The sequence below is a fragment of the Dermabacter sp. HMSC08H10 genome (assembly GCF_001807585.1).
Lineage (GTDB): Bacteria > Actinomycetota > Actinomycetes > Actinomycetales > Dermabacteraceae > Dermabacter > Dermabacter hominis.
The window spans coordinates 38,892-65,134 of the sequence record NZ_KV789426.1; the positions used below are offsets into that span (position 1 = coordinate 38,892).

Sequence of the window (26,243 nt, forward strand, 5' to 3'; positions counted from 1 at the left end):
GGAATCGCGCGGGCGTGCTGGCTGGGCCCGGATCTCGCGGAGATTGCGTTCCACACCATGAAGAAACCCTCAGAGCTGTTTGCCTTCGAGGGCCTGCACAGCCCCGGAATTTTTATCAAAAGTGACGCGGTCCAGTTCATCGCACCCGCTTACGATGAAAACCCTGTCTGATAGCTTCCCTCACTCGAGCCTCGCACTCCTCCCACCGGTAAAACACCTGGTCGTAGGTCAGCCTGATCACCCTGTAGCCACGGAGCTGAAGATCCGCATCGCGCTCGCGGTCTCGATTGAATCCATGCCGGCTAGCTTGATGATGCTCGAACGAATCGAGCTCAACGACGAGCGAGTCCCCGATCAGGAAGTCAACCCGCCCAATGGCATCGATGTACACCTGCTGCCGAAAACCGACACCCAGGCGTTTCATGCGAAAGGCGAACGCCGATTCCGTTCCCGACTCCGAGAACCGGCCCGGGATTCCAATCTCCCTGGCCTGATAGGCAAAGCATTTTTCCAAAATGCGCTCAACTTCAAACGGGGCTACCTTCCCAAGGCGGAGGGCAGACTCGAGCACAATAAACGCCTGCTCAGCAGTTCCGCAGTGGACAGCCTCAGTCAGCGAATCCACGATGTCCAGCACGGGTGCTTTCGAGGGGTTGCGGGTCCATCGGCGGTGGGATCCCACGCTCGCCTTTCGGGCCTTGCCACTTGCGAGGCGATTGTAGGTCGTGCACAAATGCGGCGGGCCAGACATTCGTGGGACCCAGAGACCACGCCTTTCGAGTGCCGAGAAGCACGTGACCCAACAGCCGAGCCTGACGGCGCGTATAGCCAGATCCTCCGTCGAAAGCGGGGTGAACGAGTAGCTCCCGTACGCGACCCGCACGAGGTTTCCCATCGCGAGAGCGCGGTTGATGGAACGCCGGGTCCAACCCGCCTCGAAAAGTTGCGCCGCACTCACAGTCTCGTGGGAAAAGTCAATTCTCATACTCCAAGGATTGAAGTTGAGAGGTATTCAAATCACAGGGGTAACGCCGCTGTTGACAACCGCAGGCTGTGAAGCGAAAGCCGCGGCAAGAGGAAAGAGTTTGCCACAGCCCCTCGCCTGCAATCCCTCACCACCCCACTTCCGCCCCCACTTCCGCCCCTCACTGCCTTCTTCCCCCGCGTCGCCTCCTCTTCCCCCGCCTCGCCCATCTTCTCCCGTTTCACTTCATGAAGAAACAGGGGCATGGCAAGGGCAGCAGCCCCGCATAACTCGAGAATTTTCATAAAGTGCGACGGCGAGGGAGAGAGGGAGCAGCGTGGGAAGGAGGAGACTGGGACGGCCCCCGCGCCTCAGGGGCTGGTGGCCTAGGCTTAACCCATGACATTTGCGCAGTGGACCGAAGCACTGATCGGGGCGGTCGGTATCGAATGGTGGCGTATCCCCATCGTGGTCCTCTCCGCCGTCGTGATTTACCTCGTCTTCTACCTCCTCATCCACATTTTTGGGCCGCGCATCCTCACGGGGTCGACGAGCTTCGACGCCGCCGTCATCATCATGCTCGGCGCAGTCGCAGGCCGCGTCGTGATTGGACACCCACCCACCCTCGCCGCAGGCGTGATCGGGCTCGTCACCCTCGTTCTCATGGAAGTGATCTTCGGCGCGCTCAACACGGCACTGTCACGATCGACAAAATATCCCGCGCTTGGTCTCAACAAACGACCCGTCGTCGTCTTCGCGCACGGTAAGAGAATCGAGCACTACGCGCGGCGGGCCCGCGTCACGGACCAGGACCTCGCATTCGCGTTCCGTCGCTCCGGCATCGCTACCCGGAGCCAGGTTCAGTGCGCGATTATGGAGCCGAACGGCTTCATTAGCGTCATCCGCGAAGGGGAAAATATTGACCCCCTCCTTATCAAGGGGGTCGTGGGGCAGGAATTTGTTCTTTCCGAAGACGACTCGCTCGACTAACCCCTGCTCGCTGACGGCATAAAACGACTCCCCGCGCACCTGCCAGAGCCTTCGTACCCTTGCTGCCGTCAAGCCCTGGGGGATTCCGATGGATGACACCACGCGGGGAGTCGCCCTCAACGATACAGGCTCGCAACGTATTTCGCACAGCCACCGTCGGCCACTGTGATGTAGACGAGCCCCATTCTCGGAGCCGACCACATCGCGAAACGCGGTGGACACGGCGCGCTCCTCCTCCCCACACTATGGAGGTTCAATTCGCGACCCACGCGAACACCCCACATGGAAAGACCACGATGACCGATCATCCCCACCACTTGGGCGTGGAACCGTCGGCCCCGAGCACTGACCGACCCGCCGGTCTCCCCACCACTTCGCACGCCGCCCCCGAACAACAGCGCGCTAACCGCGGCGCGTTCTCCGGCCGCACAGCGTTTATTTTTGCGGCGATCGGCTCGGCGGTGGGGCTTGGCAACATTTGGCGCTTCCCGTACACGGCGTACGAAAACGGTGGCGGCGCATTTATGATTCCGTACCTGATCGCGCTCCTCACCGCGGGTGTTCCGCTCCTCTTCATGGATTACGCGATTGGGCACCGGTGGCGTAGTTCCGCACCTCTCGCCTGGCGGCGCATGAACCGCAAGGCCGAGGCTATCGGCTGGTGGCAGGTCATGATCTGCGTAGTGATCGCGGCGTATTACGCGGCAATCCTCGCGTGGTCTGCGTGGTACTTCATCTTCAGCTTTAACAAGGCGTGGGGTGATGACCCAGGGGCGTTTTTCGGTGAGTTCACGGCGTCGGTCCCCGCTGAGACAACGGGGATTGGCTTTGATTTCGTGCCGAAGATCCTCATCGCGATGATCGTCGTGTGGGTTTTGAGCGTCGGTGTTCTTGCGCTCGGCGTTCAAGGCGGGATCGCCCGCTCGAGCACGATCTTCATCCCGCTTCTTATCGTGATGTTCCTCGTGCTCGTCATTCGTGCGGTGACTCTACCGAACGCAAGCTTCGGCCTTGATGCACTCTTCACGCCCGACTGGGGTGCTCTTACAGACGGCTCGGTGTGGATCGCGGCCTATGGGCAGATCTTCTATTCGCTCTCGGTTGCGTTCGGCATCATGCTCACCTACGCCTCGTACCTCAAGAAGAAGACCGACCTGACGGGCTCCGGCCTCGTTGTCGCCTTCTCGAACTCGGGCTTCGAGCTCCTCGCCGGCATCGGCGTGTTTGCCGCTCTCGGCTTCATGGCGGCGTCAACCGGCCAACAGGTGACCGACGTCGCGACCGACGGCATCGGTCTCGCCTTCATTGCCTTCCCGGCAATCATCAATCAGGCCCCGCTCGGTGCTCTCATTGGTGCGCTGTTCTTCGGCTCTCTGCTCGTGGCCGGCTTCACCTCGCTCATTTCGATCCTCGAAGTCATCATCGCCGCTGTGCAGGACAAGCTGGGCCTTGGCCGCGTTGCCGGCACGCTCGCCGTGGGCATCCCCATGGCGATCCTTTCGACCCTCGGCTTTTCCACGACGACGGGCCTCAACTTGCTCGACGTCTCCGACAAGTTCGTGAATTCGTTTGGCATCGTGGTCGCTGCCCTCGTGGGGACGCTCGTTCTCTCCTACGTGATTCGCGGCATCCCCGCCCTGCGCGACCACTTGAATATGTACGGCTCCTTCCGAGTGGGCGATTTTTGGTACGTCATGATCTCGGTCATCGCCCCGGCGATCCTCGCCGTCACCCTCGTGCTCGATGCGCGCGAAATCCTCGCGAACGGCTACGGCGGCATGCCCTCGTGGTTCGTCAATACGTTTGGGTGGGGCATGGCGGCGACACTCGTCGCTTTAGCCATCATCATGAGCGCAATCCCGTGGCCGAAAGCCTCCAATGCTGGCAAGCTCGACTCCGACGGCGACCCGATCGCTCAAAGCATCGTGCGCGGCAAGCCGCTTGAGGCCCCCACGTCCACGACGCAGTTCCCGCAAGAGCTTCGCGCCGACGATGACCCCGCGCGCGCCGGACTCTTCGCGCGCCTCTTGACGAAGGGAGGGAAGCGATGAATGCGTCAGCCGTTGTTTTGCTGATCGTCTCGATGCTTATGCTCTGGGGCGGGCTCGGTGCAGCGATCGTGAATCTACTGCGCCATCCCGATCTTTCAGCCGAAGACGACTAAGCCGTGTGACCTTCGACCCGTCTGTACCGAGCGATTCCGGCCCGCACATGCGCCGCGCATGTCTTTTTGGGTACACTGGAGCGCGTTGCCCTTTGTGGCGGGTATGTCCCGCACACGGCAGCGAACTGGAGGATTCGCCTAGCGGCCTATGGCGCACGCCTGGAACGCGTGTTGGGTTCACGCCCTCAGGGGTTCAAATCCCCTATCCTCCGCTGATTGAGCGGGCACCGCCTCAGCCTTCATGGTTGGGCCGGTGCCCGTTTTTCGCGCTGGGGCTCTCGCAGTTCCACCAGAACCGGTACATAAACTCGGTGCGCGCCCCTTTCAATCACGACGAAGCGACGACCGGCGCCTGGAGTCCCACATGTGGCACATTACCCCGCTCGACAAGATTCAACAGTGCACCGCACAGAGCGCAGAGGCGTGCTCGCAGGAGCCGCCCGAGCACCACTTCCCCACGAAGATTGCCGCGAGCCTCTTTCTCGATGAGTTGCACGCCGAGAGTGTCATCGACCCCATTTCGGGTTTCCACATTCGTGAGCTAAGGCGTGTGCGGCCGAGGAGCGGGGCCCCCGATCGCTTCCTTCGGTCCCTCAAAGATGACCTCGACGAGAAATTTGAGGGGAGCGAGCCGGGCGAAATTAAGGGTGTAAACATGGTGACCACGGCGACGAGCCGGGTCTTACCGGTTTCGTATGGGATCTTTCGTAACGTAAGGAGCGACGGAGGCGGTACGTGGAAGCTCGTGTTCGCCGATCGTGCGGATAAGCACGTTAGGCATCGGTTTTCGACGAAAGATTCCGGTGAAGGGGATCCACGCGTGACGGGCGAAATCGACAAAGCCGTTGATGCTTTCCGCGACCTGATTTACAAGGAATACGGAAGTGCAACATGGGAGTTCCGCCCCGAAAGTACGGAAGAGTTCGATCGGGCCATTGCCGCCGACATGGCCGCCATCCTTTCGTGCGTGTACTACGTCGAGGAGTACCTCTCCCCGTTATCCTCCGGCAGCGAGCGCCTGTTCATCGGGAGCGCGAGTTACCTCTTCAATCACCTGATTCAGTCCGACGGTTCCCTTGCAGGGCAGGTTCCCTACTTTTCCGGGTTCGACGCGCGGGACATTCGCCGTCTCTTCCGCTGCTCGCCCGCCGTGCGCGATCGGTATGCGCGTATCGACATCACCGTGGCCGAGGAACCCGATGCGTACCTGCGCAGGGAGATTGGCGACCGGGCCCCCGCGTGGGCCCTGCGGAACGCTCAGGGGCGCTGGCAGTACGACGAAATTGAGAACGACGAGAGCGTCACGCACTCTCTCGCCTCCCCCGACGATGCCTTCGCGAAGGTCATGGAGCACTTTGAGCGGCTCGAGCACGTCCAGGGGTTTGCTGCTTCCGGGGACAAGGTTCAGCGCAGTCAGTACCGACGTGCGGCCACGAGACGAGCGGAGTGGGCACGAGATTTCATGCACACCACCGATGCCTTTGCACTCGCGCATGATGCGTCACGTGCGCAGGCCGCGAAGAACGCGCAAGGTTAAATGTTGGGCTGGCGTAGCCGGGAAGCTAGGCCTGGCGGCATCAGCTCTTGAGGTGGGGTCCGACGGTTGCCTGGATACCGTCGGAATCGCAAACCCCTAGGTGCTTCACTCCCCCGCCGGGGATTTCACCCCGTTTGACCGGATCGCGAGGAAACTCTCTGGCGCCTAGGCCGCAAGCTCCGCCTCCTGCACACGGATGATCCCACGAAGCTCCCCTCGGGAATTATGTCAGCGCCGAACACGAAGCGGACACCCTTCGATGCTCCATACGTAGCACTCCAGGACACCCGGCTGATCGAGAGAAGTCGACCCACGATTAAATCGAGGCGCGAGGGAGCATAACGATGCATCTTCCTTGCTCGACCGCGCTCTCGTGACACACAACACCCACAGGTTTAGGTTGCCCTAACTTCTTTGTTAGTGCATCCTGGATTTCTCGCGTCATAGGGCGCGAGAGACGGGTCGACATCCGACGTGCACGGATGCACGCCTGCTCGGCACGTCTTCACTCCAGCATCAAAGGGATAACGTGAACCTTCGAAAGTCAGCACGCGCTGCCGTCGTTGCCTTCGCTGCCATGGCGCTCGCACTCACTGGCTGCTCAGGCCAAACCACACGCCAAGACGACGGCAAGAAACTCTCCGTGTACGCGACGACGGGCTACCTCGCCGATGCCGTCGCGAACATCGCCCCAGACGCCGAGATCACGACGATGGTGGGTCCCGGAGGGGATCCCCATACCTACCAGCCTTCCACCCAAGACATCGAAAAGATGCGAAGCGCCGACCTCGTTTTCTGGAACGGCTTGAATCTCGAGGCCCACATGACCTCTCAGCTCGAAAGCTTCGGCGATCGTCAACTCGCTGTCGGCTCGAAGGTCCCTGAGAAGCTTCTCCTGCCGTGGCCAGAAAAGGACGACAAAGGGCGCCCGCTCCACGACCCCCACATCTGGAACAGCCCTGAAGCATGGCTCATCGCCGTTGACTCGGTTGCCGACAAGATCGCCGAGGCCGACCCCAAAAACGAAAAAACCTATCGCGCGAACGCCGAGAAATACAAGGAAAAAATTCGCGCAGCAGTGAGTGAGGCCGACGCAAAACTCGCAAAGATCGATGCGCCCCGCATCCTCGTGACGGGGCACGACGCCTTCAACTATTTCGGAAAGCACTTCGATCTCGAGGTTCACGCGACCGATTTCATCTCGACGGAAGCCAAGCGGAGCGCAAAGGAAATCGACGAGCTTGCAACCCTCATCGCCTCGAAGAAAGTTCCCACGATCTTCCTCGACAACCAGGCCAACCCGCAGGCCATCAAGAGTCTCCAAGAAGCCGTGCACGCGAAAGGGTGGGACGTCAAGATCTCGGATGCCGAGCTCTACGCGGATTCCCTTGGAGCGGAACCCGGGGTCGACACGTACCTGGGAGCTTTCACCCACAACGTTGACGCTGTCGCGGAGGCGCTTGGGAAGTGACGGTGCAACCCCCTGCTAAGAGTGTCGCCGCGCCCGCGTGTCGCGTCACCGACATGACAGTCGCCTACCGCGAAAATATCGTCCTCAAAGGTGTCACGCTCGAAGTGGCACGCGGCGCCTGCATGGCGATCGTCGGGCCCAACGGGGCGGGAAAATCCACTCTGCTCAAAGCCATGCTTGGGCTCGTTCCACCCCTCACGGGCACGGCCGAGTTTTTCGGGCAAAGCCTCCGCGTGGCACGTTCGCGAGTGGGGTACATGCCGCAATCTCTGAGCGTCGATTGGGACTTTCCCGCGACCACGCTCACCGTTGTGACAATGGGGACCTACGGCACTCTCGGGTGGTTTCGCCGGCCGGGGCGCCGCGAGCGTGAGCGTGCGCTCGCGGCGCTTCGCCAGGTCGGCCTCGAGGATCTGAGCACACGCCACATTAATGAGCTCTCGGGTGGTCAGCGCCAACGTGTCTTTCTCGCCCGGGCCCTCGTACAAGAGCCCGACCTCCTCATCCTCGACGAAGCATTTCAAGGGGTCGATGCGCGAAGCGAGCGTGCAATCTTTGATGTTCTTGCCGACTTCCGCTCGAAAGGGCGCACCGTTGTGCTCGTTCATCACAATCTTGCGACTGTTCGGGAGTTTTGCTCTGACGTTGCGATTCTCAATACTGAACTCATCGCATCGGGCCCCGTGGAACGCACCCTCACAGACGTAGCTATTCGGCGCGCGTATGACCTCGATGGATGTCTCTCGCGCGCCCTCGTCTCTCGCGAAGAAGGCCACTCGTGAGTATCGTCGATTTTCTTTCGGTCTACACGTACCGCAGCGTCCTTGTGGGGACGAGCCTCATCGGGGCTATCGCTGGGGCACTCGGCTGCTTCGCCTATGTGCGCCACCAGTCGCTTGCGAGCGACGTCATCTCGCATTCAGCCCTCCCTGGGGTTCTCCTCGCCTTCCTTTTTTCAACGCTTGGTCCGGGCGCCTTCATACATTCGCCACTTCTTCTCGTCATAGGAGCGGCGGTCACCGGAACGGCAGCGCATCTCGTCGCGAACTTCGTCGCGTCTCGCACACCGCTCACGATCGATGCCGCGATGGCCACGACGCTCTCGCTCTTTTTCGGAACCGGTATGCTGCTCCTTCAGTTCATCAGTAAAAGTTCCCTCCCCGGTAAGGGTGGGATCGGTGCGTTTCTTTTCGGTAACGCCTCAACGCTCACGAAAGCCGACATCACCTCGAGCGCGGTAGTCGGCGGGTGCGCAATCCTCGTGACGCTCGCCCTGTGGAAAGAGTTTTCGCTGCGCGCGTTCGATCCGGAGTTTTGCACGGTACTCGGGCTGAACGGCAAGGTGATCGATGCGGCCATGTTCGCCATGCTCGCGATCGCCACGGTCGCGGGGGTAAAAGCCGTCGGGCTCGTGCTCATGGTGGCTTTCGTTGTGACCCCTCCGGCGGTCGCACGCCAGTGGACGCGCGAGCTTTCCTCCATGACACTTTGCTCCGCTCTCGTTGGTGCGGGCGCGAGCAGCCTCGGCGCCTATGCGTCTGTCGCGCTCGGGGAACTGCCGAGCGGTCCCGTGACCGTTCTCGTGCTCGTCGGGGCTCTCGTCGTGTCACTCCTGTGCGCCCCTCGACGTGGAATCCTTGCGCGCATGGTCGCGTCTTCGACGACGCGCCGCACTTTTCGATCGTCACCCGGGCAAGGGAGGAAACTGTGAGCTTCATCCTTGGTACGTGTGCCCTAGCTGTCACGACGGCACTCGCTACGGCTCTTCCCGGAGTTTTCGTCGTACTTCGCAAGAGTTCGATGATGGTCGATGGTATGAGCCATGCGGTTCTTCCGGGAGTCGTGATCGGCTATGCGCTGACGCACTCTCTTACCTCTCCCCTGCTCATCGTCGGCGCCGCAGGCGCGGGGCTCCTCGTCGTGCTCGGAAGCGAAGCACTCTCACGCACGCGTTTGCTCGCGGGAGATGCGTCGCAGGGCCTTGTGTTTCCCGCTCTTTTCAGCGCCGGCGTTCTTCTCATCTCGATCGATTTCGGCAATGTCCACCTCGATGAACACGCGGTCTTGGTGGGCGATGTCAATCTCGCCGCATGGACACCTCTCACCATCGGCGGCATCGACGTGGGACCGCAATACCTCTACGTCATGCTCGCGGTTCTCGCCCTTAACATCGGCGTAATCGCCGCGCTGTTCCCACGATTGACCATCACCACCTACGATCCAGCATTCGCCCAATCAATCGGCGTGCGCACGGGAGCCATCAATGTGGTCTTCATGTTTCTCACATCGCTCACCGTGACGGCCGCTTTTCACGCCGCCGGCGCTGTCCTGGTACTTGCCCTGGTCGTGATTCCCGCCGCGACAGCGCGGTTGTGGTCCAGAGACCTTCGAGACATGGTGATCGGAAGTGTTCTCGTCGCTACGCTCGGAACGCTCGCTGGGTTTTGGCTCGCCTACGTGCTCGGCGCGGCGACGAGCGCGGGCATGGCTGTCGTCTATGGCCTCATCTTTTTCTGCGTACTCGCCGCCCGCACGGCGCTCTCTCGGGTTCGCCCCTCTATTCGAGAACCGTGACCCACACAGCGTCAGTCGCAGTCTTGCCGAGCGCCGCTATCCCCTTCACGCCGTCGACCTCAAGGTCGAGCGTCTCGGAGAAAGGTTCCGCTTCGCGTGCACGCACGATCGCCCCAAAGGTGAGCCCTTTCCCCGCGAGGAACTGCAAGAGCGCTGGATCAGCATCCGACACTCGCTCCACTCGTGCCGACTCCCCTGCCGCAAGATTTGTGAGCTGGAACGCGGGGATCGTTTCAAGTTTTCCGTCGGGCCCTGGAATCGGGTCACCGTGCGGGTCTCGCGTGGGGTGCGCCAGCGCGGCGTCGATTCTCTCCACCATGAGATCGGAGACCGCATGCTCAAGCACTTCTGCTTCGGCATGCACCTCCTCCCACCCGTAGCCGAGCTTTTCAACGAGGAAGGTCTCGATGAGTCTATGTCGGCGCACCATAGCGAGAGCGAGGCAGCGTCCTTCTTCCGTGAGCGTGATTGCCCCGTAAGGCGAATGCTCCACGAGCGCCTGTTGAGCCAGTTTCTTAATGGTCTCGGATGCCGTTGCCGGTCGAACTCCCACGCGCGCGGCAATCTTCGAGGTCGTCACGGGTTCGTTCGACCACTCGCCTAGAACCCACACAGCCTTGAGGTAATCCTGCACACTACCGGAGAGCTTCTCTACTGACACGCCACCACAGTAGCAACACAGCTCTCTCATGACCGGCTCACGGCTGAGCCGATCAAAGACTATTGGGCCGTGCGGCACCAGTTGAGGCCGCGTGCCGTGAGGCGCGCGAGGTGGGCCTTCATCGTCTCGAGCTCACGTGCGTTGCCGGCCGAACCGGACCACACCTGCTGCGCGACCGAACAGCCTCGGGGCCACAGAAGATACTCGGCTTTCACCCAGTCGTGCACGTATTCGGTCCACAGTTGGAATTGCGCACCGAGCAGTTCGCCTTTGCCTTCGCCGCCAACGGCGTCGAGGAGGTCGCTGAGGCCCGCGACCTTGCTGAGCGGGAGGTTGCCGCCGATCGTGAGCGGGTGGTCCTCCCCGGAGTGCTGGCGGTAGTCGAAATACGTGAACTCCGTGGGCGCGGCGATAGCGTCGAAGCCGGCGTTCATCGCCGCCTCGACCGCTTCGGACTTGCGCCACACCATGACCGTCGTCCCCTCTGGCACGGTGCCGTCGAGCACCTCATCCCATGCGATCACGCGGCGGTTCATGCCGAGAACGTGCGTGCACACTTCGTTCTCGAACCAGGCCTGGGCCTCGGCAGGTGTCGTTGCACCGATGCGTTCCATGGTTGCGCGCGAAGCCTCGTGTTCGCGCCATTCCTTACCGGGGCATTCGTCGCCGCCCACGTGGATGGGTGAGTCGGGAAAGAGCGAAGCGACGTCGGTGAGCACTGCGCGGCAGAATTCGACGGCTTCGTCGGTGAGGGCGAGAACGTGTTCGGAGATGCCCCAACACGTGCGCGGGTGTTCGATGGGGACACAGCCGAGCTCGGGGTATGCGGCGACGACAGATTCCATGTGCCCGGGCATGTCAATTTCGGGCACGACTTGGATGCCGAGCTTTCCGGCTCGTTCGATGAGCGCGGTGATCTCGTCGCGCGTGTAGTAGCCGCCGCATTCGATTCCATCGTGTTCCGCGACATCGTCGCAGTCGTTTTCGTCGGGCGGCGGCTGATGGCCCGCGAGGGTTCCCGGGCGCCGTGATCCCTTCTCGATGAGCTTCGGGAACCCTTCGATGGGAATGCGCCACCCCTGATCGTCGGTGAGGTGGAGATGCAGGACGTTGAGCTTGTGCATCGCCATGACCTCGAGGTGCCTGTAGAGGCCCTCAAGGGGAAGGAAGTTGCGGGCGACGTCGATGTGAGAGCCGCGCCAGTGGTAGCGCGGGGCGTCCTCAATCTCGACGCACGGCACGACGAGGGAGGAGGGCTCCATGGGGCCCGATGAATAGATTGCGGGCGGAAGGAGCTGGAGGAGCGTCTGCACGGCCCATCCGGCACCGCGGTCGTCGGCGCTCTCAATCTGGATGCCCTCGGCGCTCACGCGCAGGCGGTAGGCCTCGTCGCCGAGGGAATCGTCGCGGGAGAACACCACTCCGCCGGAGCCTTCGCACACGCGCACGCCGGCCGCGCGGGAAAGTCGTTCCTCGAGATAGTCGGCGGCCTGTCCGCCTCCGGTCAGTGGCAGGGGCGAGGGAAGGGTGAAGTGGCCGTCCAGCTCGCGCACGGTTGTTGGTTCGGGAATAAGGGTTCTCATGTCAGCTGCTCCGGTGTCCACGAGGTCACGATGTCGTCGTTAAGAGTATCGACTGCCACCGTCCCGATTCCACGTGCGTCGTCGCCGATCGTCACGACAAAGGCGCCCGAAGCGACAGCGGCGCGGGCTCCCGTGGGCGAGTCTTCGAAAATGACGCAATCGCGAGGGTCGGCTCCTAAGCGCCTGGCCGCTTCACGGTAGAGGTCGGGGGCGGGCTTGGGGTTCATGTGTGCACTGACGCCGAGGGCTGCGGTGAACCGCTCCTGCCAGCCGATCGCGCGCACGCACTGCTCGACGATGCGTTGCGGCGAGTTGGAGCCGATCGCGAGCGGCACCACTTGGGCGAGGCGAGACGTGAGGGCGTCGGCTCCAGGCATGGGCGCGAGGTCGACGTCGAGTCGCTCGCGGATCGCGTCTTCGAGTCTCGCGCATACGTCACCCATGCGCTCTTCGCGTTCGTCCCCTCCCCCGAATTCGTCAAGGAACGCGTTCGCGAGGTCTTCGACGGTGCCGCCTCGGTCTCCGTAGCCGCGAAAGACTCCCCCTGCATCACGCCACAGGGCAGCGGCTGCTTCGTGCCACGCCTTTTCCGAATCGAAAAGTGTGTCGTCCATGTCAAAGATGACGCCGGCAACCCGGCTCGGGAGTGTTTCCGCCACGGCCACCCTCACCACTCGAAAGCGAGGTTGCGCGTGGGGCCCACCTGCTCGATGTCGCGTAGCACTCCCACTCCTTCGGCGTCGTAGCTACCCTGGCGCACGCCCATGGCATCGAGGAGGTCCCACATGACCTGCTCGCTGTGGAGCACATCGCGCGAGGTAAGAACGTCAGGCAAGGGCGCGCCGATGCGGTGGGTAATGAGGAAGCTGCGGCGCACTTCGACCTCGTCCTCGCCGTGGCCTCCTTCGGGTTTGTGGCCGTGGTCGGTCGTGACGGCCACGAGCCAGTCCTCGCCGAGCTGCTCGTGACGCTCGGCAACAGCTTTCACGAGGTGACGGGTGAGTTCATCGACGTGGCGGATCGCGTCCCGATACTGTTCCGATTCGGCGCCGTGCGCGTGGCCCGCGCCGTCAACGCCCTCGAAGTACACGACCGCCGCGTCAGGGCCCTCGTGGAGAAGCTTCCACGTCGCCCAGTGCGCAACGTCATCGTCCGCGCGATCCAATCCGTCCTTGAGGTCGGGGTGGAACGTCTGGTGCTGGCCGGTGCGCTGTTGATCCATGCGGTGCTGGAGCAGCGGCCCGAGCCCGTGGGGAGCACAGAACGCCTCCCACGTGGCGGCGGCGAGTGTGCGCGCGGCGGGGTTCGCGAAGAATACGCGCGAGAGGATGTCGGGGCGCCGCGCGAGGTCGTGGCCGACGAATTCGTTCCACCACACGTTGCATTCCTCGTGCGTGGAGCCCGTGAGGATGGAGGACCAGCCGGGCGCGGAGTCCGTCGGCGGCGTCATCCACATGGGCGTGATGTGCCCGCCCGAGTGCTCGTCGCCGCGAGCGAGCCGCGCGAGCGTGGGCGCGAGATTCTTCGGGGCATCCTCGGGGGCGAGGGTGCGGTCAAGCGGGGGGTCGTTCGGTCCGACGGCAGGCTCGTCCTCGTCGGTCACTGCCCGAAAGCGCGGATCAGCGTCGTGATCGGGTTTCGCGAAGTGCGGATCCGCCGCAACGAATTCGGGAAGGGCGATGTCGGCCCTCACTCCATCGAGGCATATAAGAAGAAGTTTCATGCGCGGGCCACCCTTACGGTCACAATCTGGAATTCGTGCATCGACACCTCGTAGAGCGAGGGGTCCTCGCTACACGCGGTAAGGCCGGGCGCGACCTCCGGCGCTTCTTTTTCGCGCAGGTTCGTCGCGCGGACTTTGCTCGGCGCGGAGGCGAAGCGGACGTGGGCGATGCCCGCACGCCCCTCGGCCTCGTGGAGACGGACGATGAGGTCGCCCGACCCGTCGTCGGCGGGCTTCACGGAGTCGATGAAGGCGAGCGTGTCGCCCTCGCGGTGCTCGATGCTCGCGACAGCCGATGTTTCGAGCGCGTGAGCGGTTTCGCGAAGCGGCTGCGTGAGGCGGAGGCAAGCGGCGTGCGCGTGCGCGATGTCCGCGCCACACACGAGGCTGTAGCGAAGCGTGTGCTCGCCGAGATCGACTTCCGGGTCAGGCGCCGTGGCCGAGCGCAAGAGCGTGTAGCCAAACGCGACACCACCGCGGCGGTCGGCGCCGGCAGCGTCAAGCACGCGGACATCGTGCCCGTATGTTTGCGAGTTGGCGAAGGCAACCGCGTAGTCGGGTTCTTCGAGGAGCGCCCAGCGGTGGCCGCTCACCTCGAACTGCGCTTCCTGCCACGAAGTGTTCTTCGCGATCGCACGGTCGATATGCCCGAACTGGATCTCCGAACGATCCGTGCGGGCACTCAGTGCAAGCGGGAAGCCCACGCGCAGCACGCGATGCTTCTCGCGCCAATCGACATGCACCTCGAAGTCGACGGCGCGTGCGTCCGCATCGAGCATGATGCGCTGGGTGAAGGTGGAATCTCCGTGGGAGCGGCGTACTTCGACGCACGCGCGAAGCGCCGTCTTCGTCACGACCTTCACCTCGAGCGCTTCCTCAAGCACTGTTTCGCTGCGCTTGTACTGGTGCTGGAGCTCCCACGCATCGAAGCAGCTCGGGAAGTCCGGGTGGATGCTGAGCGCATTGGCCTTCTCCCCTGCCGCGAGCAGCTCTCGGCCCGCCCTGAGGTCGCGAAGGGACGACACGAGACCGTTTGCGTCAATCACAACCTCCACGAGGCCGTTGTTGAGCACGGTGCCACCTTCGCGCTTTTCACACGTCACGGGGTTCTCCGGCTCCACCTCAACCGAGGAGAGAGGTGCAGCGGAAAATGGAGCAACCTCGATAAGCGAGCAGCCGTCGGAATGCTCCCACACCTCGCGGCGAACCACGGGCGAGGGATTGAGAACGGTGGGTTCGGAGCCCGCGAGCGCCGCGGCCTGACCGTGGCCGCCCTCGCGCACCTCGACCTGACTCTTGTGCTCACCTGCGAGGGAGGTGAAGAGCGAGTCGATGAGCCGTTCGATGTCGGTGCGCAGCGCCTCGTACTCGGCGCGTGCCTCACGATTGACCCAGTGGATCGACGAGCCGGGCAGAATGTCGTGGAACTGGAGGAGAAGGGCGCGCTGCCACAGCTCTTCGACCTCGTCGAGCGGGTAGTCGATTCCGCGCCCGGTCGCGAGGGCTCCGAGCCATTCGAGAACGGCGAGCTTCGCTTCAACTTCGCGATTGCCGCGCTTGAGCTCGGCGCTCGACGTGTACACGCCGCGATGGAACTCGAGGTACATCTCGCCACTCCACACGGGAGCGTTCGGGTACTCTTCGCGCGCCTTGTCGAAGAAGCCGTCCGGCGAATCGAACTCGAGGCGCGGCGCCCCTTCCATATCGGCGAAACGCCGTGCGCGCTCGACCATCTCCGCGACGGGACCGCCGCCACCATCGCCGTAGCCGTATGGGAGGAGTGAACGCTTCGCGCGCCCCTTCTCCTTGAAGTTGCGTTCGGCCTTGTAGACCTCTTCGGGACTCACGATCGAGTCGTAGCAGTCCACGGGCGGGAAGTGCGTGAAGATGCGGGTGCCGTCGATCCCCTCCCACCAGAAGGTGTGGTGCGGAAGTGAGTTCGTTTGGCTCCAGTTGAGCTTTTGCGTGAAGAACGTCGTCATGCCGCTGAGGCGCGCGATCTGCGGCAGCGCCCCCGTGTACCCGAAGGAGTCGGGAAGCCACGTGCACGTCGGGGCAACGCCAAGCTCTCGCTCCATCCAGTTGAGTCCCACGGTGAACTGGCGAACGAGAGCCTCGCCGCCGGGGAGGTTGGTGTCGGATTCAACCCACATGCCGCCCGCGGGGTGCCACTGGCCGTTCGCAATCGATTCTTTTACGCGCGCGAAGAGCGCCGGGGCTCCATCCTTGAGCCACGCGTAATGCTGCGCAGACGTGCACGCGAACGTGAACTCGGGGTAGTCCTCGGCGAGGGCAAGGACGTTCGAGAAGGTGCGTGCGACCTTGCGGCGCGTTTCGCGCAAGGGCCACAGCCACGCGGAATCGATATGCGCGTGTCCCACGGCGCTCATCACCTGGGCGGAGGCTCCGGCACCACTCGCGATCACGGGCGCGAGGTGGGCGCGGGCGGCGTCGGCCCCTTCCTGGATGCCCTGAGCGTCGACGATGTCCGCGGCCTCCTCGAGCCTGCGCAGAAGGGTCGCGCGCAGAGTCGAATCCTTGGGCTGCTCCTTGAGCACGCCCCAGAGCACCTCGACGTCGAGCCACAGGTGCCACACGCTCCCGTTGCGCACCACGAGGTCGGCACCACCGAACGCCCACACGGGTGTGTCCGGGCGCGTCGAAAGGTCCCCGAGGTCGGTGGGATTGTTCATGTAGTCGCCCATATTGGGGTTTGCGCCGGCCTCGATGAGGAGTTCAACGGCACCGTTGTCGTCGAGGAGCTGCTCCCCCGCCTTCGCGATGGTCGCGGGAAGCCCCTCGCCCGTCAGCGGGATCAGGCGGTTCATGGGGTTGACGCCCTTGAGCGGCGTTCCAGCGGTCGTGTAGGCGAGGCCCTCGGACTGGTTGCCTGCCCAATCACCTTCGAAGCCAAGATCGACCCGCAGGTGCACGCGCTCGCCTCTCGCCTCTGCGGGAACGGTGCCCTTCATACGGAACCACCACGTGCTCCACGCCGGGCCCCAGCGATCCCCCGAGGCAATCGGGGTATAGCTCGAGCCCGCCGCCGTTGCAAAGTCAACGGGCTCACCCGGCGCCTTCCACGCGGTGACCTGAACGGGCGCGAGAACCCTGAAGAGCTCCTTGCCCAGCCTCTCGTGGAGACGCTCGATGCGGTCCTCCACAAGCGTTGAATCGTCAAACACTCCACCCTCCAGAACATCGCCCTAGTTTCACGGCCAGCCCCATCGCTAAACCGCGCACGCAGCGAGCTTACCAGCTCACAAAAACACCCCGTGTAACTAAACGCACACATAATGACCTTTTACCCCTGGGAAGAAACCACGCTTTCGATGAGGCACGACCGGGCACCTCACGCACCAACCCAGAAAAACCCCCTTGACAGGGGAAAACACGCCGTCGGCCCAGCTCGAAGAAAGTGCACTCTTCGGTCGGCGCAAACCGCATCAATAAAAGTTTACTTACGTCATCATTTTCCATTTACTCGACGTTAACCGCACGGGTATTGACTGGCACGGCAACGCGGCCGTACAGGAATCATCCACGGCGCATCCCACCGAGGCTTACTTGGAGTTTTCAATGAATATTTCCCGTCGTTCATTCCTCGGAGCCAGCGCGCTCACGCTTGGCCCACTGGCTCTCGTCGGTTGCTCGACGAGCAACTCCGGTTCAAGTGCCGGCGACGGCGACGAGTTCATCCTGTGGATGTGGCCCGAGGGCTACGGTGACGACGTTCTCAACGCCGTCAAAGAAAAATTTTCTGGCATTTCGCTCCGCCAGGACGTGATCGGCGGCGACTTCAAGCAGAAGCTCACGACGACCTTCAGCGCAGGCTCCGGGCTTCCCGACCTCACCGGCGTCAAAGGCGAAGACATCTCCTTCTTCCTCTCGAAAGCCGACTACTTCGAGGACCTCAACGACCTCGGCGCGAAGGACATCAAAGGCGACTACCTCGACTGGAAGTGGGAGCAAGCCACCACGAAGGACGGCAAGCAGCTCGGCATCCCCACGGACATCGGCCCGACCGCACTCTTCTACCGCTTCGATGTGTTTGAAGAGGCGGGCCTTCCCTCCGATCCCACGGAGCTCGAGAACGCGATCCGCTCGTGGGATGAGTACTTCGAACTCGGCAAGGAACTCATTGCGAAGAAGCCCGGCACCTTCCTCGTTCGCAACACGGCCAGCGTGTTCGGCACGGCTTGGCGTCAGGCCGGTAAGGGCTTCATCGACGAAAACGGCGCGTTCATCGGCGACCAGGAGCACATCCGTGCCGCGTGGGATCTCGCGGTCAAGGCCAACGCTGCCGGCATCAACGGCGCGCTCGCCGCACAGACCACCGACTCGGCGGCAGCAGTGAGCGACGGACGCCTTCCGGCCGACTTCGGAGCTTCATGGCATCTCGCCGATCTCATGTCGGACGCTCCCGAGACCTCCGGCAAGTGGCACGTGTGCAAGCACCCGGGTGAGGCCGTGAACAAGGGCGGCTCGTTCCTCACCATCCCGAAGGGCGCCAAGGATCCGAAGAAATCGTTCGAGGTCCTCTCCTTCATGCTCAACGCCAAGAACCAGGCACTCGAGTACAAGCACAGCGGAAACTTCCCCGCAGCCCCCGAGGCTCACGCCATGCCTGAAGTTGACGGTGAGGTCGAATTCCTCGGTGGTCAGAAGGCCGCTGAGGTATTCAGCGCTGCCGCCGAAACCGTGCGCCCGCTCTACGAGGATCCGAACTCGGAAGCAGTGAACGCCCCCTTCTACGCGGAACTCGAGCAGGTGGAATCGACAAAGAAGGACCCCGAAAAGGCGTGGAGCGATGCAGTCACGGCCGCCAAGCGCATCGCTGAACAATCCGGCATCAAGGTGAACTGACCACAATGATCGAGCCGAAGGCCCGACCACTCGGGACGCGCATCAAACAGGCACTGCCGCAATACCTCGCCATCTCGCCGTACTTTTTCTTCTTCTTCGTGTTCGGCGCGATGCCCGTGGTGTTTACGATGGGGCTCGCGTTCACGAACTGGTCGGGCCTCGGCGATTTCGACCTGATCGGCCTGACGAACTTCAAATACCTCGTCACTGATCCACTTTTCTATAAATCCCTCGTCAACACCTTGATCTTATGGGTGATGGGCACGGTTCCTACCCTCGTGTTGGCAACGATCCTGGCGCTTATGCTCAACTCAACGCTCAGGTTCTCGACGACCTACAAGGTCATCTACCTCATCCCGAACATCACCTCGATGGTCGCGATGGGCATGCTCTTCAGCTCAATCTTCTCCAGCCAGTTCGGCATCGCCAACGTTCTCATCAACCTGGTGGGATTCGACAACATCGCCTGGCTGCAAAACGAGTGGGGCATCAAAATTGCGATCTCGTGCCTCACCACCTGGGCGTTCGTGGGATATAACGCTCTGCTGATCTTGGCTGGGCTTCAAGCGATCGATAAGTCCCTCTACGAAGCCGCGGCACTCGACGGGGCGAACTCGTGGCAAATCTTCTTCCGCATCACGCTCCCGCAGTTGCGGCCCATCGTGCTGTTCGTGACTCTCATGTCCACGATCGGCTCCCTTCAAAGCTTCACCGAGTCGCAAGTTCTGACGTCCTCCAATAATTCAGGGGCAGCAAACTCCGGCGGCGTCAACAACTCGGGCCTCACAATGGTCATGTACTTCTACTCGGTGGCATTCCAAGAAAACCGCTACGGCTACGGCGCCGCAATCGCGTGGGGAGTCTTCATCGTGGTCATGTTCTTCTCGATCATCAACTGGCTCGTCACGCGCGAGAAAAAGGACTAGGGGAGCAACGTCATGAGTTCGACTACGCAAGCAAAGCCCCTCGCGAACGCGGTTCCACGCAGGCGAAAGCCCATTCACCTTTCGACCGTGCTGAAATACGTCGCCCTCACGATCGGCGCGCTCATTTCGCTGTTCCCGTTCTACTGGATGTTCATCCTCGCGACACACCCTTCATCTGCGATCTTCAAGTTTCCGCCAGATGTTCTCCCCGGCGATCGACTCGGTCAAAACATCGGAACGATCACCTCGAAGATCAACATCTGGGCAGCGATGGGCAACACACTTGTCGTAGCAGTGTCCGTGACGGTCCTCGCCCTCATCATCGCGTCCCTCACCGCGTTTACGTTTGCGAAGTTTAATTTTCCGGGTAAGCGTGGTCTGTTTCTCATCGTCATGGCGACGTTCCTATTGCCGAGCCAGCTCGCGAGCATCCCGCAGTTCCTCTTTATGAGCAAACTCGGCTGGACCGGCGATCTCAAAGCCCTCGTGTTCCCCTCACTCGCGAGTGCCTTCGGCGTGTTCTGGCTTCGGCAATACGCCACTAATTCCATCCCCACCGAGCTGCTCGAAGCAGCCCGCATGGATGGCTGCGGGTTTTTCCGCCAGTACCTTCACGTGTGCCTGCCGATCATCAAACCGGCACTCGCGTTCCTCGGAATGTTCACCTTCATCGGCGCGTGGAACGACTTCATGTGGCCCCTCATCGTACTCACCGACCCCAGCAAGCTGACTCTTCAGGTCGCGCTGAGCCAGCTCAAGACCGCCCACGGCAGCGACTACGGCATGCTCATGGCCTCGGCGCTCATCGCGGTGGTGCCGCTCATCATCGTGTTCATCATCGGCGCGAAGCAGTTCATCGCCGGCATCGCAGAGGGAGCCCTCAAGTAGCCCTCCCTCGCGCGTACGCATGACAGCCATATAACGCCGTCAATCCGCGATGGGGAGATCACGCGATGGGTGGAGCATGTGTGGCCCATCGCGGGGCACCACTTTGCTGGTGGGGTTCAGCTGGTGCACGGCGACCGTCGGAATTTCCGACGCCTGCCCCACCTCACGGCGCGTCGGCGTTCTCGCCTCGCTTGACCGCGAAAAGGTCGACCTCCGAGCGGCCTTCAAGAACATCGAGAGCATGCCACACGCGCTCGGCGCCCCACGGCGAAAGAATCGCCGCTTCCCGCGGGTCGATGAGATCCCACGCCTCAAGCTCTTCCTCCTGCAGACGCACTCGATCGCGAAGCTCCGCCTCGGGAACCACCCCGGCATCGAACACGAAATGGACCCCCATCGGTGCGCCGTAAGCGGCACTCGACGGCACCCAGCTCACCGAAAGGAGCCGGCCGACCGGAAGATCCAGGTTGAGCTCTTCGCGCAGCTCCCGGGCGGTTGCCTCTCGCGCGTCCTCGCCGGCATCCACGCCTCCGCCCGGCAAGAGCCAATGATCTCGATAGTTCGGTTTCTCCACGAGGATTCGACCGTGCTCGTCGCGGATCACGGCCGCACCCGAGCTAAAGAGGGTAGGCAGCTGCTGGTAGAAGTAGGGGTTCGGGAGGAGGTCGCTCATGCCTCCACGGTAGCGAGGCGGCCTGAGCCCGGTCAGGGTCGGCGGGCGCCGGCAATGGTTCTCGTCGATGCTCGTCGAGGTCGCCTTACCCGGTGCACCGCTCCCGTGCCGCACCCCGTACGCCACCCCGGGCCACGTAATCTGTATACAGATCTTTTCGCCAACAAAAACCTCTCCCATCAATTTGTAAAAGCCACCCAAAGCCGCGCATCTAATGCGATTACAGTCGGCGCACTCTCGGGCACGAGCAGCCGCCCGTGCACCGCGCACTGCGCGCGGGCAAAAGTCCCCCGCTCGCGCGCTATACTCGAACGGGCAGCGGAGCCAGCGAATTGGGGCACCGCGGCCCTTCCCGCCACCGTCGGCGGGGCGCACACAATTCATAACCCCAACCGTGTGGATAGCTTTATATCCCCGCGGATTTTCACATCATCAATACCCGGAAGTAAGGTTCAGTGCTCCGTGTTCGCGACGGCTGCGGACTCAGTAGCTCCTATAACCTCACGCTTTCCGAATTACGGAGTTTTCCATGGATATCTCACGCCGTTCGCTTCTGGGCGCCAGCGCGCTCACCCTCGGCCCCATCGCTCTCGCCCTCACGGGCTGCTCAACCGGTAAATCTGGCTCCGCTTCGGGCGGAGGCAGCGACAAGGACTTCATTCTGTGGACATGGCCCGAGGGCTTCAGCGAGGACACCCTCAAGGCCGTCAAAGAACAGTTCCCCGACATCAACTTCCGCCAAAATGTCATCGGTGGCGACTTCAAGCAGAAGCTCACGACCACCTTCAGCGCCGGTTCCGGCCTTCCCGACATCACCGGCGTCAAGGGTGAAGACATCGCCTTCTTCCTCTCGAAGACCGACTACTTCGAGGATCTCAACGAGCTCGGCGCGAAAGACATCAAGGGCGACTACCTCGACTGGAAGTGGCAGCAGGCCACCTCGAAAGACGGCAAACAGCTCGGTATCCCGATCGACATCGGCCCCACTGCCCTCTTCTACCGCATCGACGTTTTCGAAGAAGCGGGCCTGCCCTCCGAGCCAGCCGAACTCGAAGCCGCGATTCGCGAGTGGGACGCCTACTTCGAACTCGGCAAGGAACTCATCGCCAAGAAGCCCGGCACCTACCTGATCCGTAACAGCTCCGGCATTTTCAGCACCGCGTACCGCCAAAGCGGCAAGGGCTTTATCGACGAGAACCAGATGTTCATCGGCGATCAGGACCACATCCGCAAAGCCTGGGATCTCGCGGTCAAGGCGAATACTGCCGGCATCAATGCCGCACTCGACTCGCAGACCGCTGACTCCGCGGCAGCTGTCAACGAGGGGCGCCTGCCCGCCGACTTCGGCGCGTCCTGGCACCTCGCCGACATGAAAGTCGACGCCCCCGAAACTGCCGGCAAGTGGCGCGTGTGCAAGCACCCGGGTGAGGCCGTCAACCAGGGCGGTTCGTTCCTGACAATCCCGAAGGGCGCGAAGGACCCGAAGAAGTCGTTCGAGCTCATCTCCTTCATCCTCAACGCGAAGAACCAGGCAGTCGAGTACACCTTCAGCGGCAACTTCCCCGCTGCACCCGAGGCGCACTCGATGCCCGAGGTCGACGGTGCCGTCGAATTCCTCGGCGGCCAAAAAGCCGCGGAGGTCTTCAGCGCCGCCGCCGAAACCGTGCGCCCGCTGTATGAAGACCCGAACTCCGAATCGGTCATCGCACCGTTCACTGCAGAGCTCGAACAAATGGAATCGACAGGCAAGGACCCTGAAAAGGCGTGGAACGACGCGGTCACGGCCGCGAAGCGCATCGCCGAACAGGCCGGCATCAAGGTGAAGTAACAGATATGAGCAATCCCCAACCCCGGCCACTCGGGACGCGCATCAAAAAGGCGCTGCCGCAATACCTGGCCATCTCGCCGTACTTTTTCTTCTTTTTCGTGTTCGGTGCGATGCCGGTCGTTTTCACGATGGCGCTCGCGTTCACGAACTGGTCGGGGTTGGGCGACTTCGACTTGATCGGCTTCACCAACTTCAAGTACCTGGTCTCCGATCCCCTCTTCTACAAATCCCTCGTCAACACCCTGATTCTGTGGGTCATGGGCACTGTGCCGACTCTCGTTCTCGCGACGATCCTCGCCCTCATGCTCAACTCGACCCTCCGGTTTTCGACGACCTACAAGGTCATCTACCTGATCCCAAACATCACGTCGATGGTCGCGATGGGTATGCTGTTCAGCTCGATCTTCTCGAGCCAATTCGGTATCGCAAACGCCATCATCAACGTCTTCGGGTTCGAGAACATCGCGTGGCTTCAAACCGAATGGGGCATCAAGATTGCGATCTCATGCCTCACCACCTGGGCGTTTGTGGGCTACAACGCGCTGCTTATCCTCGCCGGCCTCCAGGCGATCGATAAATCCCTCTACGAAGCCGCCGCACTCGACGGTGCAAACTCGTGGCAGATCTTCTTCCGCATCACCCTCCCCCAGCTGCGGCCGATCATCCTGTTCGTCACCCTGATGTCGACGATCGGCTCGCTCCAAAGCTTCACCGAATCGCAGGTGCTGACCTCCTCGAACTCCGGAGGTGCAGCAAGTGCGGGCGGCATCAACAACTCTGGTCTCACCATGGTGATGTACTTCTACTCGGTGGCCTTCCAAGAGAACCGCTACGGCTACGGCGCCGCGATTGCGTGGGGCGTTTTCGTTGTCGTCATGTTCTTCTCGATCATCAACTGGCTCGTGACCCGCGAGCGCAAGGACTAAGGGGCGCCTCGACATGACAGCTCAGACTCATACGGACACGATTGTGCGCCGCCGGAAGCCGATCCGGATCACCACGATTCTCAAATACATTGCGCTCACGGCGGGTGCGCTCGTCTCGCTGTTCCCGTTCTACTGGATGTTCATCCTCGCGACCCACCCGTCGTCCGCGATCTTCAAGTTCCCGCCGGATGTGCTTCCCGGCGATCGTCTCGGCACCAACATCGAGACCATCACCTCGAAGATCAACATTTGGGCGGCAATGGGCAACACCCTGGTCGTGGCCCTGTCCGTGACGGTACTCGGGCTTTTCATTTCGTCGATCACCGCATTCACCTTCGCGAAGTTCGAGTTCCCCGGCAAAAAAGGCCTCTTCCTCATCATCATGGCCACGTTCCTTCTGCCGGCCCAGCTCGCGAGCATCCCGCAGTTCCTGTTCATGAGCAAGCTCGGTTGGACCGGCGACCTCAAGGCCCTGATTTTCCCGTCGCTCGCAAGCGCGTTCGGCGTGTTTTGGCTTCGTCAATACGCGACGAACTCGGTGTCAACCGAGTTGCTCGAGGCTGCCCGCATCGACGGTTGTGGCTTCCTGCGCCAGTACCGCCACGTGTGCCTCCCGCTCATCAGGCCGGCCCTCGCCTTCCTCGGCATGTTCACGTTCATCGGCGCATGGAACGACTTCATGTGGCCCCTCATTGTGCTCACGAACCCGGATAAGCTCACGCTTCAGGTCGCATTGAGCCAGCTGAAGACCGCCCACGGAAGTGACTACGGCATGCTCATGGCTTCGGCTCTCATCGCCGTTGTTCCGCTCATCATCGTGTTCATCATCGGCGCGAAGCAGTTCATCGCCGGCATCGCTGAGGGCGCGGTGAAGTCCTAGCCCGCTCCTTCATGAGCGGGGGCAATTACTCCCCCGGCGCTCAGGCTTTGCGGGTTTCGACGTTCGCGTCGCCAACGAGTTCGGCAAGCTTCGCGTCGTACCAGGCCGCTGCCTGTTCCGGCGTTTTGTCGCCCACCATCACGGTGTCCATCGCGTCCTGGATAGCGGAGGACACCTCGGGATAGACCGCGAAGGCGGGCCGGTAATGGGCGCCCTCGAGCATGTCGGTGAAGAATCCGACGGTTGGCGAATACCCCCTGTACTCCTCGTTTTGCGCGACGTCCCTCCTCGTCGTCAGCGTGCCTCCCGTGATGTTGCGCTGAACCTGGTGCTTGAGGCTGCATAGCTCCTTGACGAGTGCAAACGAGAGGTCGCGATCACGCGCGTGCGTCGGGATCGCCCAGCCCCAGCCTCCCGCGAGAGTTGTCGATCCCGGGGCCTTGCCGTGCTGGGTGGGCATGAAGGCGACACCGACGTCATCGGGCCACGTGGGCCAGGGGGCGAGGCTGCCTTCGGCCCAGAGGAATGAGATCCACGATCCATCGATGAGGATGCCGAGCTCGCCCGCGGGGAACATCGTGGCCTGCACGGCGTCCATGAGATTAGGGTCGAAGTGCCGGGCTGCGGGGAGCGTGAGGCCTTCGTCGAACTGGCGCTTATAGAACGCGAGCGCGTCGATGAAGCCTTGCGATCCCGCGACCCACTTCTTCGTGTCGGAGTTGTAGAGCGTGTCGTTCGTGCCGTAGAGGAGCATCTCGAGGCCCTGCATCGAGGCTGATTCGCCCTGCGCTTTTCCGCAGTACATGAACATCCCGGTCGCGCCGATGTCGGCGTCGCGAATGACCGCGGCAGTCTCGGCGATGTCTTCCCACGATTGCGGCTGCCACTCGGTGGGAAGTCCCGCCTTCTCGAACACTCTCTTGTGGTAGTAGATGCCGCGCGTATCGGTCTCGGTGGGAATAAAGTGCACGCGCCCCTCGGTGTCCTTGGCAGCCTCCTTGGAGGCCGGGTAGAAACTCTCCCAGGCCTCCCACGCGTCAACGAGATCATCGATCGGTTGGAGGTAACCGGCGGCGATGTCGGACTGGAGAATGAAGGAATCTTCGAAGACGACGTCGGGGCAGCTGCGCGGCGAGGCCATGAGCAGCTCATTTTTCGTGAAGTAGTCATTCGTCGCGGCAACGATCGGCACAAGCTCAACGCTCACTCCCGCGTGCTTCGCGGTAAAAGCCTCGGCGACGTCTGTCAGCCATCGCTGGAGGTTCGTGTCGGAGCCGAACTGTTGGAACGCGATCCGCAGCGTCGAGGCGTCGCGTTCGCTCGCGCACCCGGTCAGCATCGACAGCGGGAGCGTTGCCGCCACACCACCCGTCACCGTGAGGAAGTTTCGGCGCGACGGCCGGTCCGTGACTCTCGCGGCGTGGTGCATGATGGCGGTCCTCTCGTTCGCGGGCCACCGGAGTGCGTGGCTGAGCTGCCCCGTACTCCACGCGAGGGGCCGGGGAGACTCCCGTAGCCTATCGATGACCGGGCTGCCTGCGGAACTTTGGCCGGATCGCGGGCACGCGATCGCCTCGCCGCGGTGCTTC

At 62.3% G+C, this 26,243-nt stretch carries 22 protein-coding genes, 1 tRNA gene and 1 other RNA gene; 15 read left to right on the top strand and 9 right to left on the bottom strand.

Annotated elements, in window-relative coordinates:
* Positions 1–136: 136 nt before the first annotated feature.
* Positions 137–637 carry an endonuclease domain-containing protein gene (locus HMPREF3176_RS10360; RefSeq protein ID WP_168161962.1) on the bottom strand — a complete coding sequence of 167 codons (501 nt, stop codon included), beginning with the start codon at positions 635–637 and terminating at the stop codon, positions 137–139.
* 726 nt (positions 638–1,363) lie between these two features.
* On the opposite strand from HMPREF3176_RS10360, the gene HMPREF3176_RS07445 reads away from it, so the two are divergent.
* Positions 1,364–1,954: a DUF421 domain-containing protein gene (locus HMPREF3176_RS07445; protein ID WP_070459351.1), complete on the top strand. Its 591-nt coding sequence runs from the start codon at positions 1,364–1,366 to the stop codon at positions 1,952–1,954.
* 19 nt (positions 1,955–1,973) lie between these two features.
* Here HMPREF3176_RS07445 and ffs read toward each other — a convergent pair.
* An RNA gene (ffs, locus tag HMPREF3176_RS07450) (signal recognition particle sRNA small type) lies at positions 1,974–2,069 on the bottom strand.
* A 181-nt stretch (positions 2,070–2,250) separates the two neighbouring features.
* On the opposite strand from ffs, the gene HMPREF3176_RS07455 reads away from it, so the two are divergent.
* The 8 genes from HMPREF3176_RS07455 to HMPREF3176_RS07490 all read left to right on the top strand — a co-directional run bounded on the left by HMPREF3176_RS07455 (position 2,251) and on the right by HMPREF3176_RS07490 (position 9,700).
* On the top strand, positions 2,251–4,005 hold the full coding sequence (locus tag HMPREF3176_RS07455; protein WP_070459484.1) for a sodium-dependent transporter: 1,755 nt from the start codon (positions 2,251–2,253) through the stop codon (positions 4,003–4,005).
* Positions 4,002–4,118, top strand: a complete 117-nt coding sequence (locus HMPREF3176_RS07460; RefSeq protein ID WP_016663766.1) for a methionine/alanine import family NSS transporter small subunit — start codon at positions 4,002–4,004, stop codon at positions 4,116–4,118. The genes HMPREF3176_RS07455 and HMPREF3176_RS07460 overlap by 4 nt, the downstream gene beginning before the upstream one ends.
* 127 nt (positions 4,119–4,245) lie before the next feature.
* Positions 4,246–4,330: transfer RNA gene (locus HMPREF3176_RS07465), tRNA-Ser, on the top strand.
* 152 nt (positions 4,331–4,482) lie between these two features.
* The gene (locus tag HMPREF3176_RS07470; RefSeq protein WP_070459354.1) at positions 4,483–5,655 is read left to right on the top strand and encodes a hypothetical protein; all 1,173 of its coding nucleotides are present in this window, start codon (positions 4,483–4,485) and stop codon (positions 5,653–5,655) included.
* 529 nt (positions 5,656–6,184) lie between these two features.
* Entirely contained in the window at positions 6,185–7,126 is a 942-nt protein-coding gene (locus HMPREF3176_RS07475; protein WP_141742386.1) for a metal ABC transporter substrate-binding protein, read from the top strand.
* 53 nt (positions 7,127–7,179) lie between these two features.
* Positions 7,180–7,908 carry a metal ABC transporter ATP-binding protein gene (locus HMPREF3176_RS07480; protein ID WP_051120618.1) on the top strand — a complete coding sequence of 243 codons (729 nt, stop codon included), beginning with the start codon at positions 7,180–7,182 and terminating at the stop codon, positions 7,906–7,908.
* Positions 7,905–8,837, top strand: coding sequence for a metal ABC transporter permease (locus HMPREF3176_RS07485; RefSeq protein WP_070459356.1), 933 nt, complete (start codon positions 7,905–7,907; stop codon positions 8,835–8,837). Before HMPREF3176_RS07480 ends, HMPREF3176_RS07485 begins: the two co-directional genes overlap by 4 nt.
* Positions 8,834–9,700, top strand: coding sequence for a metal ABC transporter permease (locus HMPREF3176_RS07490; protein ID WP_070459359.1), 867 nt, complete (start codon positions 8,834–8,836; stop codon positions 9,698–9,700). The genes HMPREF3176_RS07485 and HMPREF3176_RS07490 overlap by 4 nt, the downstream gene beginning before the upstream one ends.
* Here the strand turns inward: HMPREF3176_RS07490 and HMPREF3176_RS07495 are convergent.
* The 5 genes from HMPREF3176_RS07495 to HMPREF3176_RS07515 are packed head-to-tail and all read right to left on the bottom strand — an operon-like array spanning position 9,684 to position 16,852.
* Positions 9,684–10,361: a metal-dependent transcriptional regulator gene (locus tag HMPREF3176_RS07495; protein WP_070459362.1), complete on the bottom strand. Its 678-nt coding sequence runs from the start codon at positions 10,359–10,361 to the stop codon at positions 9,684–9,686. The genes HMPREF3176_RS07490 and HMPREF3176_RS07495 overlap by 17 nt on opposite strands.
* Before the next feature lie 59 nt (positions 10,362–10,420).
* Positions 10,421–11,944 (bottom strand): beta-N-acetylhexosaminidase, encoded by a 1,524-nt coding sequence (locus HMPREF3176_RS07500; RefSeq protein ID WP_070459490.1) that lies wholly within the window; start codon positions 11,942–11,944, stop codon positions 10,421–10,423.
* Positions 11,941–12,603, bottom strand: a complete 663-nt coding sequence (locus HMPREF3176_RS07505; RefSeq protein ID WP_141742387.1) for an HAD family hydrolase — start codon at positions 12,601–12,603, stop codon at positions 11,941–11,943. Before HMPREF3176_RS07505 ends, HMPREF3176_RS07500 begins: the two co-directional genes overlap by 4 nt.
* 8 nt (positions 12,604–12,611) lie before the next feature.
* Positions 12,612–13,667, bottom strand: coding sequence for an alkaline phosphatase family protein (locus HMPREF3176_RS07510; protein ID WP_070459365.1), 1,056 nt, complete (start codon positions 13,665–13,667; stop codon positions 12,612–12,614).
* Positions 13,664–16,852, bottom strand: coding sequence for an alpha-mannosidase (locus tag HMPREF3176_RS07515; protein ID WP_070459368.1), 3,189 nt, complete (start codon positions 16,850–16,852; stop codon positions 13,664–13,666). Before HMPREF3176_RS07515 ends, HMPREF3176_RS07510 begins: the two co-directional genes overlap by 4 nt.
* Before the next feature lie 394 nt (positions 16,853–17,246).
* On the opposite strand from HMPREF3176_RS07515, the gene HMPREF3176_RS07520 reads away from it, so the two are divergent.
* Genes HMPREF3176_RS07520 through HMPREF3176_RS07530 form a run of 3 tightly spaced genes read left to right on the top strand, consistent with a single transcriptional unit; the run spans position 17,247 to position 20,347 of the window.
* Positions 17,247–18,533, top strand: coding sequence for an ABC transporter substrate-binding protein (locus tag HMPREF3176_RS07520; protein ID WP_070459370.1), 1,287 nt, complete (start codon positions 17,247–17,249; stop codon positions 18,531–18,533).
* A 5-nt stretch (positions 18,534–18,538) separates the two neighbouring features.
* On the top strand, positions 18,539–19,459 hold the full coding sequence (locus tag HMPREF3176_RS07525; protein WP_202974885.1) for a carbohydrate ABC transporter permease: 921 nt from the start codon (positions 18,539–18,541) through the stop codon (positions 19,457–19,459).
* 12 nt (positions 19,460–19,471) lie between these two features.
* Complete coding sequence (locus tag HMPREF3176_RS07530) at positions 19,472–20,347, top strand: carbohydrate ABC transporter permease (RefSeq protein WP_070459373.1); 876 nt, start codon at positions 19,472–19,474, stop codon at positions 20,345–20,347.
* Between the two features lie 163 nt (positions 20,348–20,510).
* Here HMPREF3176_RS07530 and HMPREF3176_RS07535 read toward each other — a convergent pair whose 3' ends face one another.
* Positions 20,511–21,020 (bottom strand): NUDIX domain-containing protein, encoded by a 510-nt coding sequence (locus tag HMPREF3176_RS07535; RefSeq protein WP_070459377.1) that lies wholly within the window; start codon positions 21,018–21,020, stop codon positions 20,511–20,513.
* Positions 21,021–21,549: 529 nt separating this feature from the next.
* Here HMPREF3176_RS07535 and HMPREF3176_RS07540 point away from each other — a divergent pair.
* The 3 genes from HMPREF3176_RS07540 to HMPREF3176_RS07550 are packed head-to-tail and all read left to right on the top strand — an operon-like array spanning position 21,550 to position 24,654.
* Entirely contained in the window at positions 21,550–22,848 is a 1,299-nt protein-coding gene (locus tag HMPREF3176_RS07540) for an extracellular solute-binding protein (RefSeq protein WP_070459380.1), read from the top strand.
* 5 nt (positions 22,849–22,853) lie between these two features.
* Entirely contained in the window at positions 22,854–23,774 is a 921-nt protein-coding gene (locus tag HMPREF3176_RS07545; protein ID WP_210386461.1) for a carbohydrate ABC transporter permease, read from the top strand.
* A gap of 13 nt (positions 23,775–23,787) precedes the next feature.
* Positions 23,788–24,654 carry a carbohydrate ABC transporter permease gene (locus HMPREF3176_RS07550; protein WP_070435582.1) on the top strand — a complete coding sequence of 289 codons (867 nt, stop codon included), beginning with the start codon at positions 23,788–23,790 and terminating at the stop codon, positions 24,652–24,654.
* A gap of 40 nt (positions 24,655–24,694) precedes the next feature.
* On the opposite strand, the gene HMPREF3176_RS07555 is transcribed toward HMPREF3176_RS07550, so the two are convergent.
* Positions 24,695–26,083, bottom strand: a complete 1,389-nt coding sequence (locus HMPREF3176_RS07555; RefSeq protein ID WP_070459383.1) for an extracellular solute-binding protein — start codon at positions 26,081–26,083, stop codon at positions 24,695–24,697.
* Positions 26,084–26,243: the final 160 nt, after the last annotated feature.

Coding starts and splice junctions, on each gene's coding strand:
- HMPREF3176_RS07550 (WP_070435582.1), top strand. CDS start 23,788: ATGACAGCTCAGACTCATACGGACACGATTGTGCGCCGCCGGAAGCCG.
- HMPREF3176_RS07510 (WP_070459365.1), bottom strand. CDS start 13,667: ATGAAACTTCTTCTTATATGCCTCGATGGAGTGAGGGCCGACATCGCC.
- HMPREF3176_RS07535 (WP_070459377.1), bottom strand. CDS start 21,020: ATGAGCGACCTCCTCCCGAACCCCTACTTCTACCAGCAGCTGCCTACC.
- HMPREF3176_RS07470 (WP_070459354.1), top strand. CDS start 4,483: ATGTGGCACATTACCCCGCTCGACAAGATTCAACAGTGCACCGCACAG.
- HMPREF3176_RS07455 (WP_070459484.1), top strand. CDS start 2,251: ATGACCGATCATCCCCACCACTTGGGCGTGGAACCGTCGGCCCCGAGC.
- HMPREF3176_RS07545 (WP_210386461.1), top strand. CDS start 22,854: ATGAGCAATCCCCAACCCCGGCCACTCGGGACGCGCATCAAAAAGGCG.
- HMPREF3176_RS07530 (WP_070459373.1), top strand. CDS start 19,472: ATGAGTTCGACTACGCAAGCAAAGCCCCTCGCGAACGCGGTTCCACGC.
- HMPREF3176_RS07555 (WP_070459383.1), bottom strand. CDS start 26,083: ATGCACCACGCCGCGAGAGTCACGGACCGGCCGTCGCGCCGAAACTTC.
- HMPREF3176_RS07500 (WP_070459490.1), bottom strand. CDS start 11,944: ATGAGAACCCTTATTCCCGAACCAACAACCGTGCGCGAGCTGGACGGC.
- HMPREF3176_RS07540 (WP_070459380.1), top strand. CDS start 21,550: ATGGATATCTCACGCCGTTCGCTTCTGGGCGCCAGCGCGCTCACCCTC.
- HMPREF3176_RS07445 (WP_070459351.1), top strand. CDS start 1,364: ATGACATTTGCGCAGTGGACCGAAGCACTGATCGGGGCGGTCGGTATC.
- HMPREF3176_RS07520 (WP_070459370.1), top strand. CDS start 17,247: ATGAATATTTCCCGTCGTTCATTCCTCGGAGCCAGCGCGCTCACGCTT.
- HMPREF3176_RS07525 (WP_202974885.1), top strand. CDS start 18,539: ATGATCGAGCCGAAGGCCCGACCACTCGGGACGCGCATCAAACAGGCA.
- HMPREF3176_RS07480 (WP_051120618.1), top strand. CDS start 7,180: ATGACAGTCGCCTACCGCGAAAATATCGTCCTCAAAGGTGTCACGCTC.
- HMPREF3176_RS07460 (WP_016663766.1), top strand. CDS start 4,002: ATGAATGCGTCAGCCGTTGTTTTGCTGATCGTCTCGATGCTTATGCTC.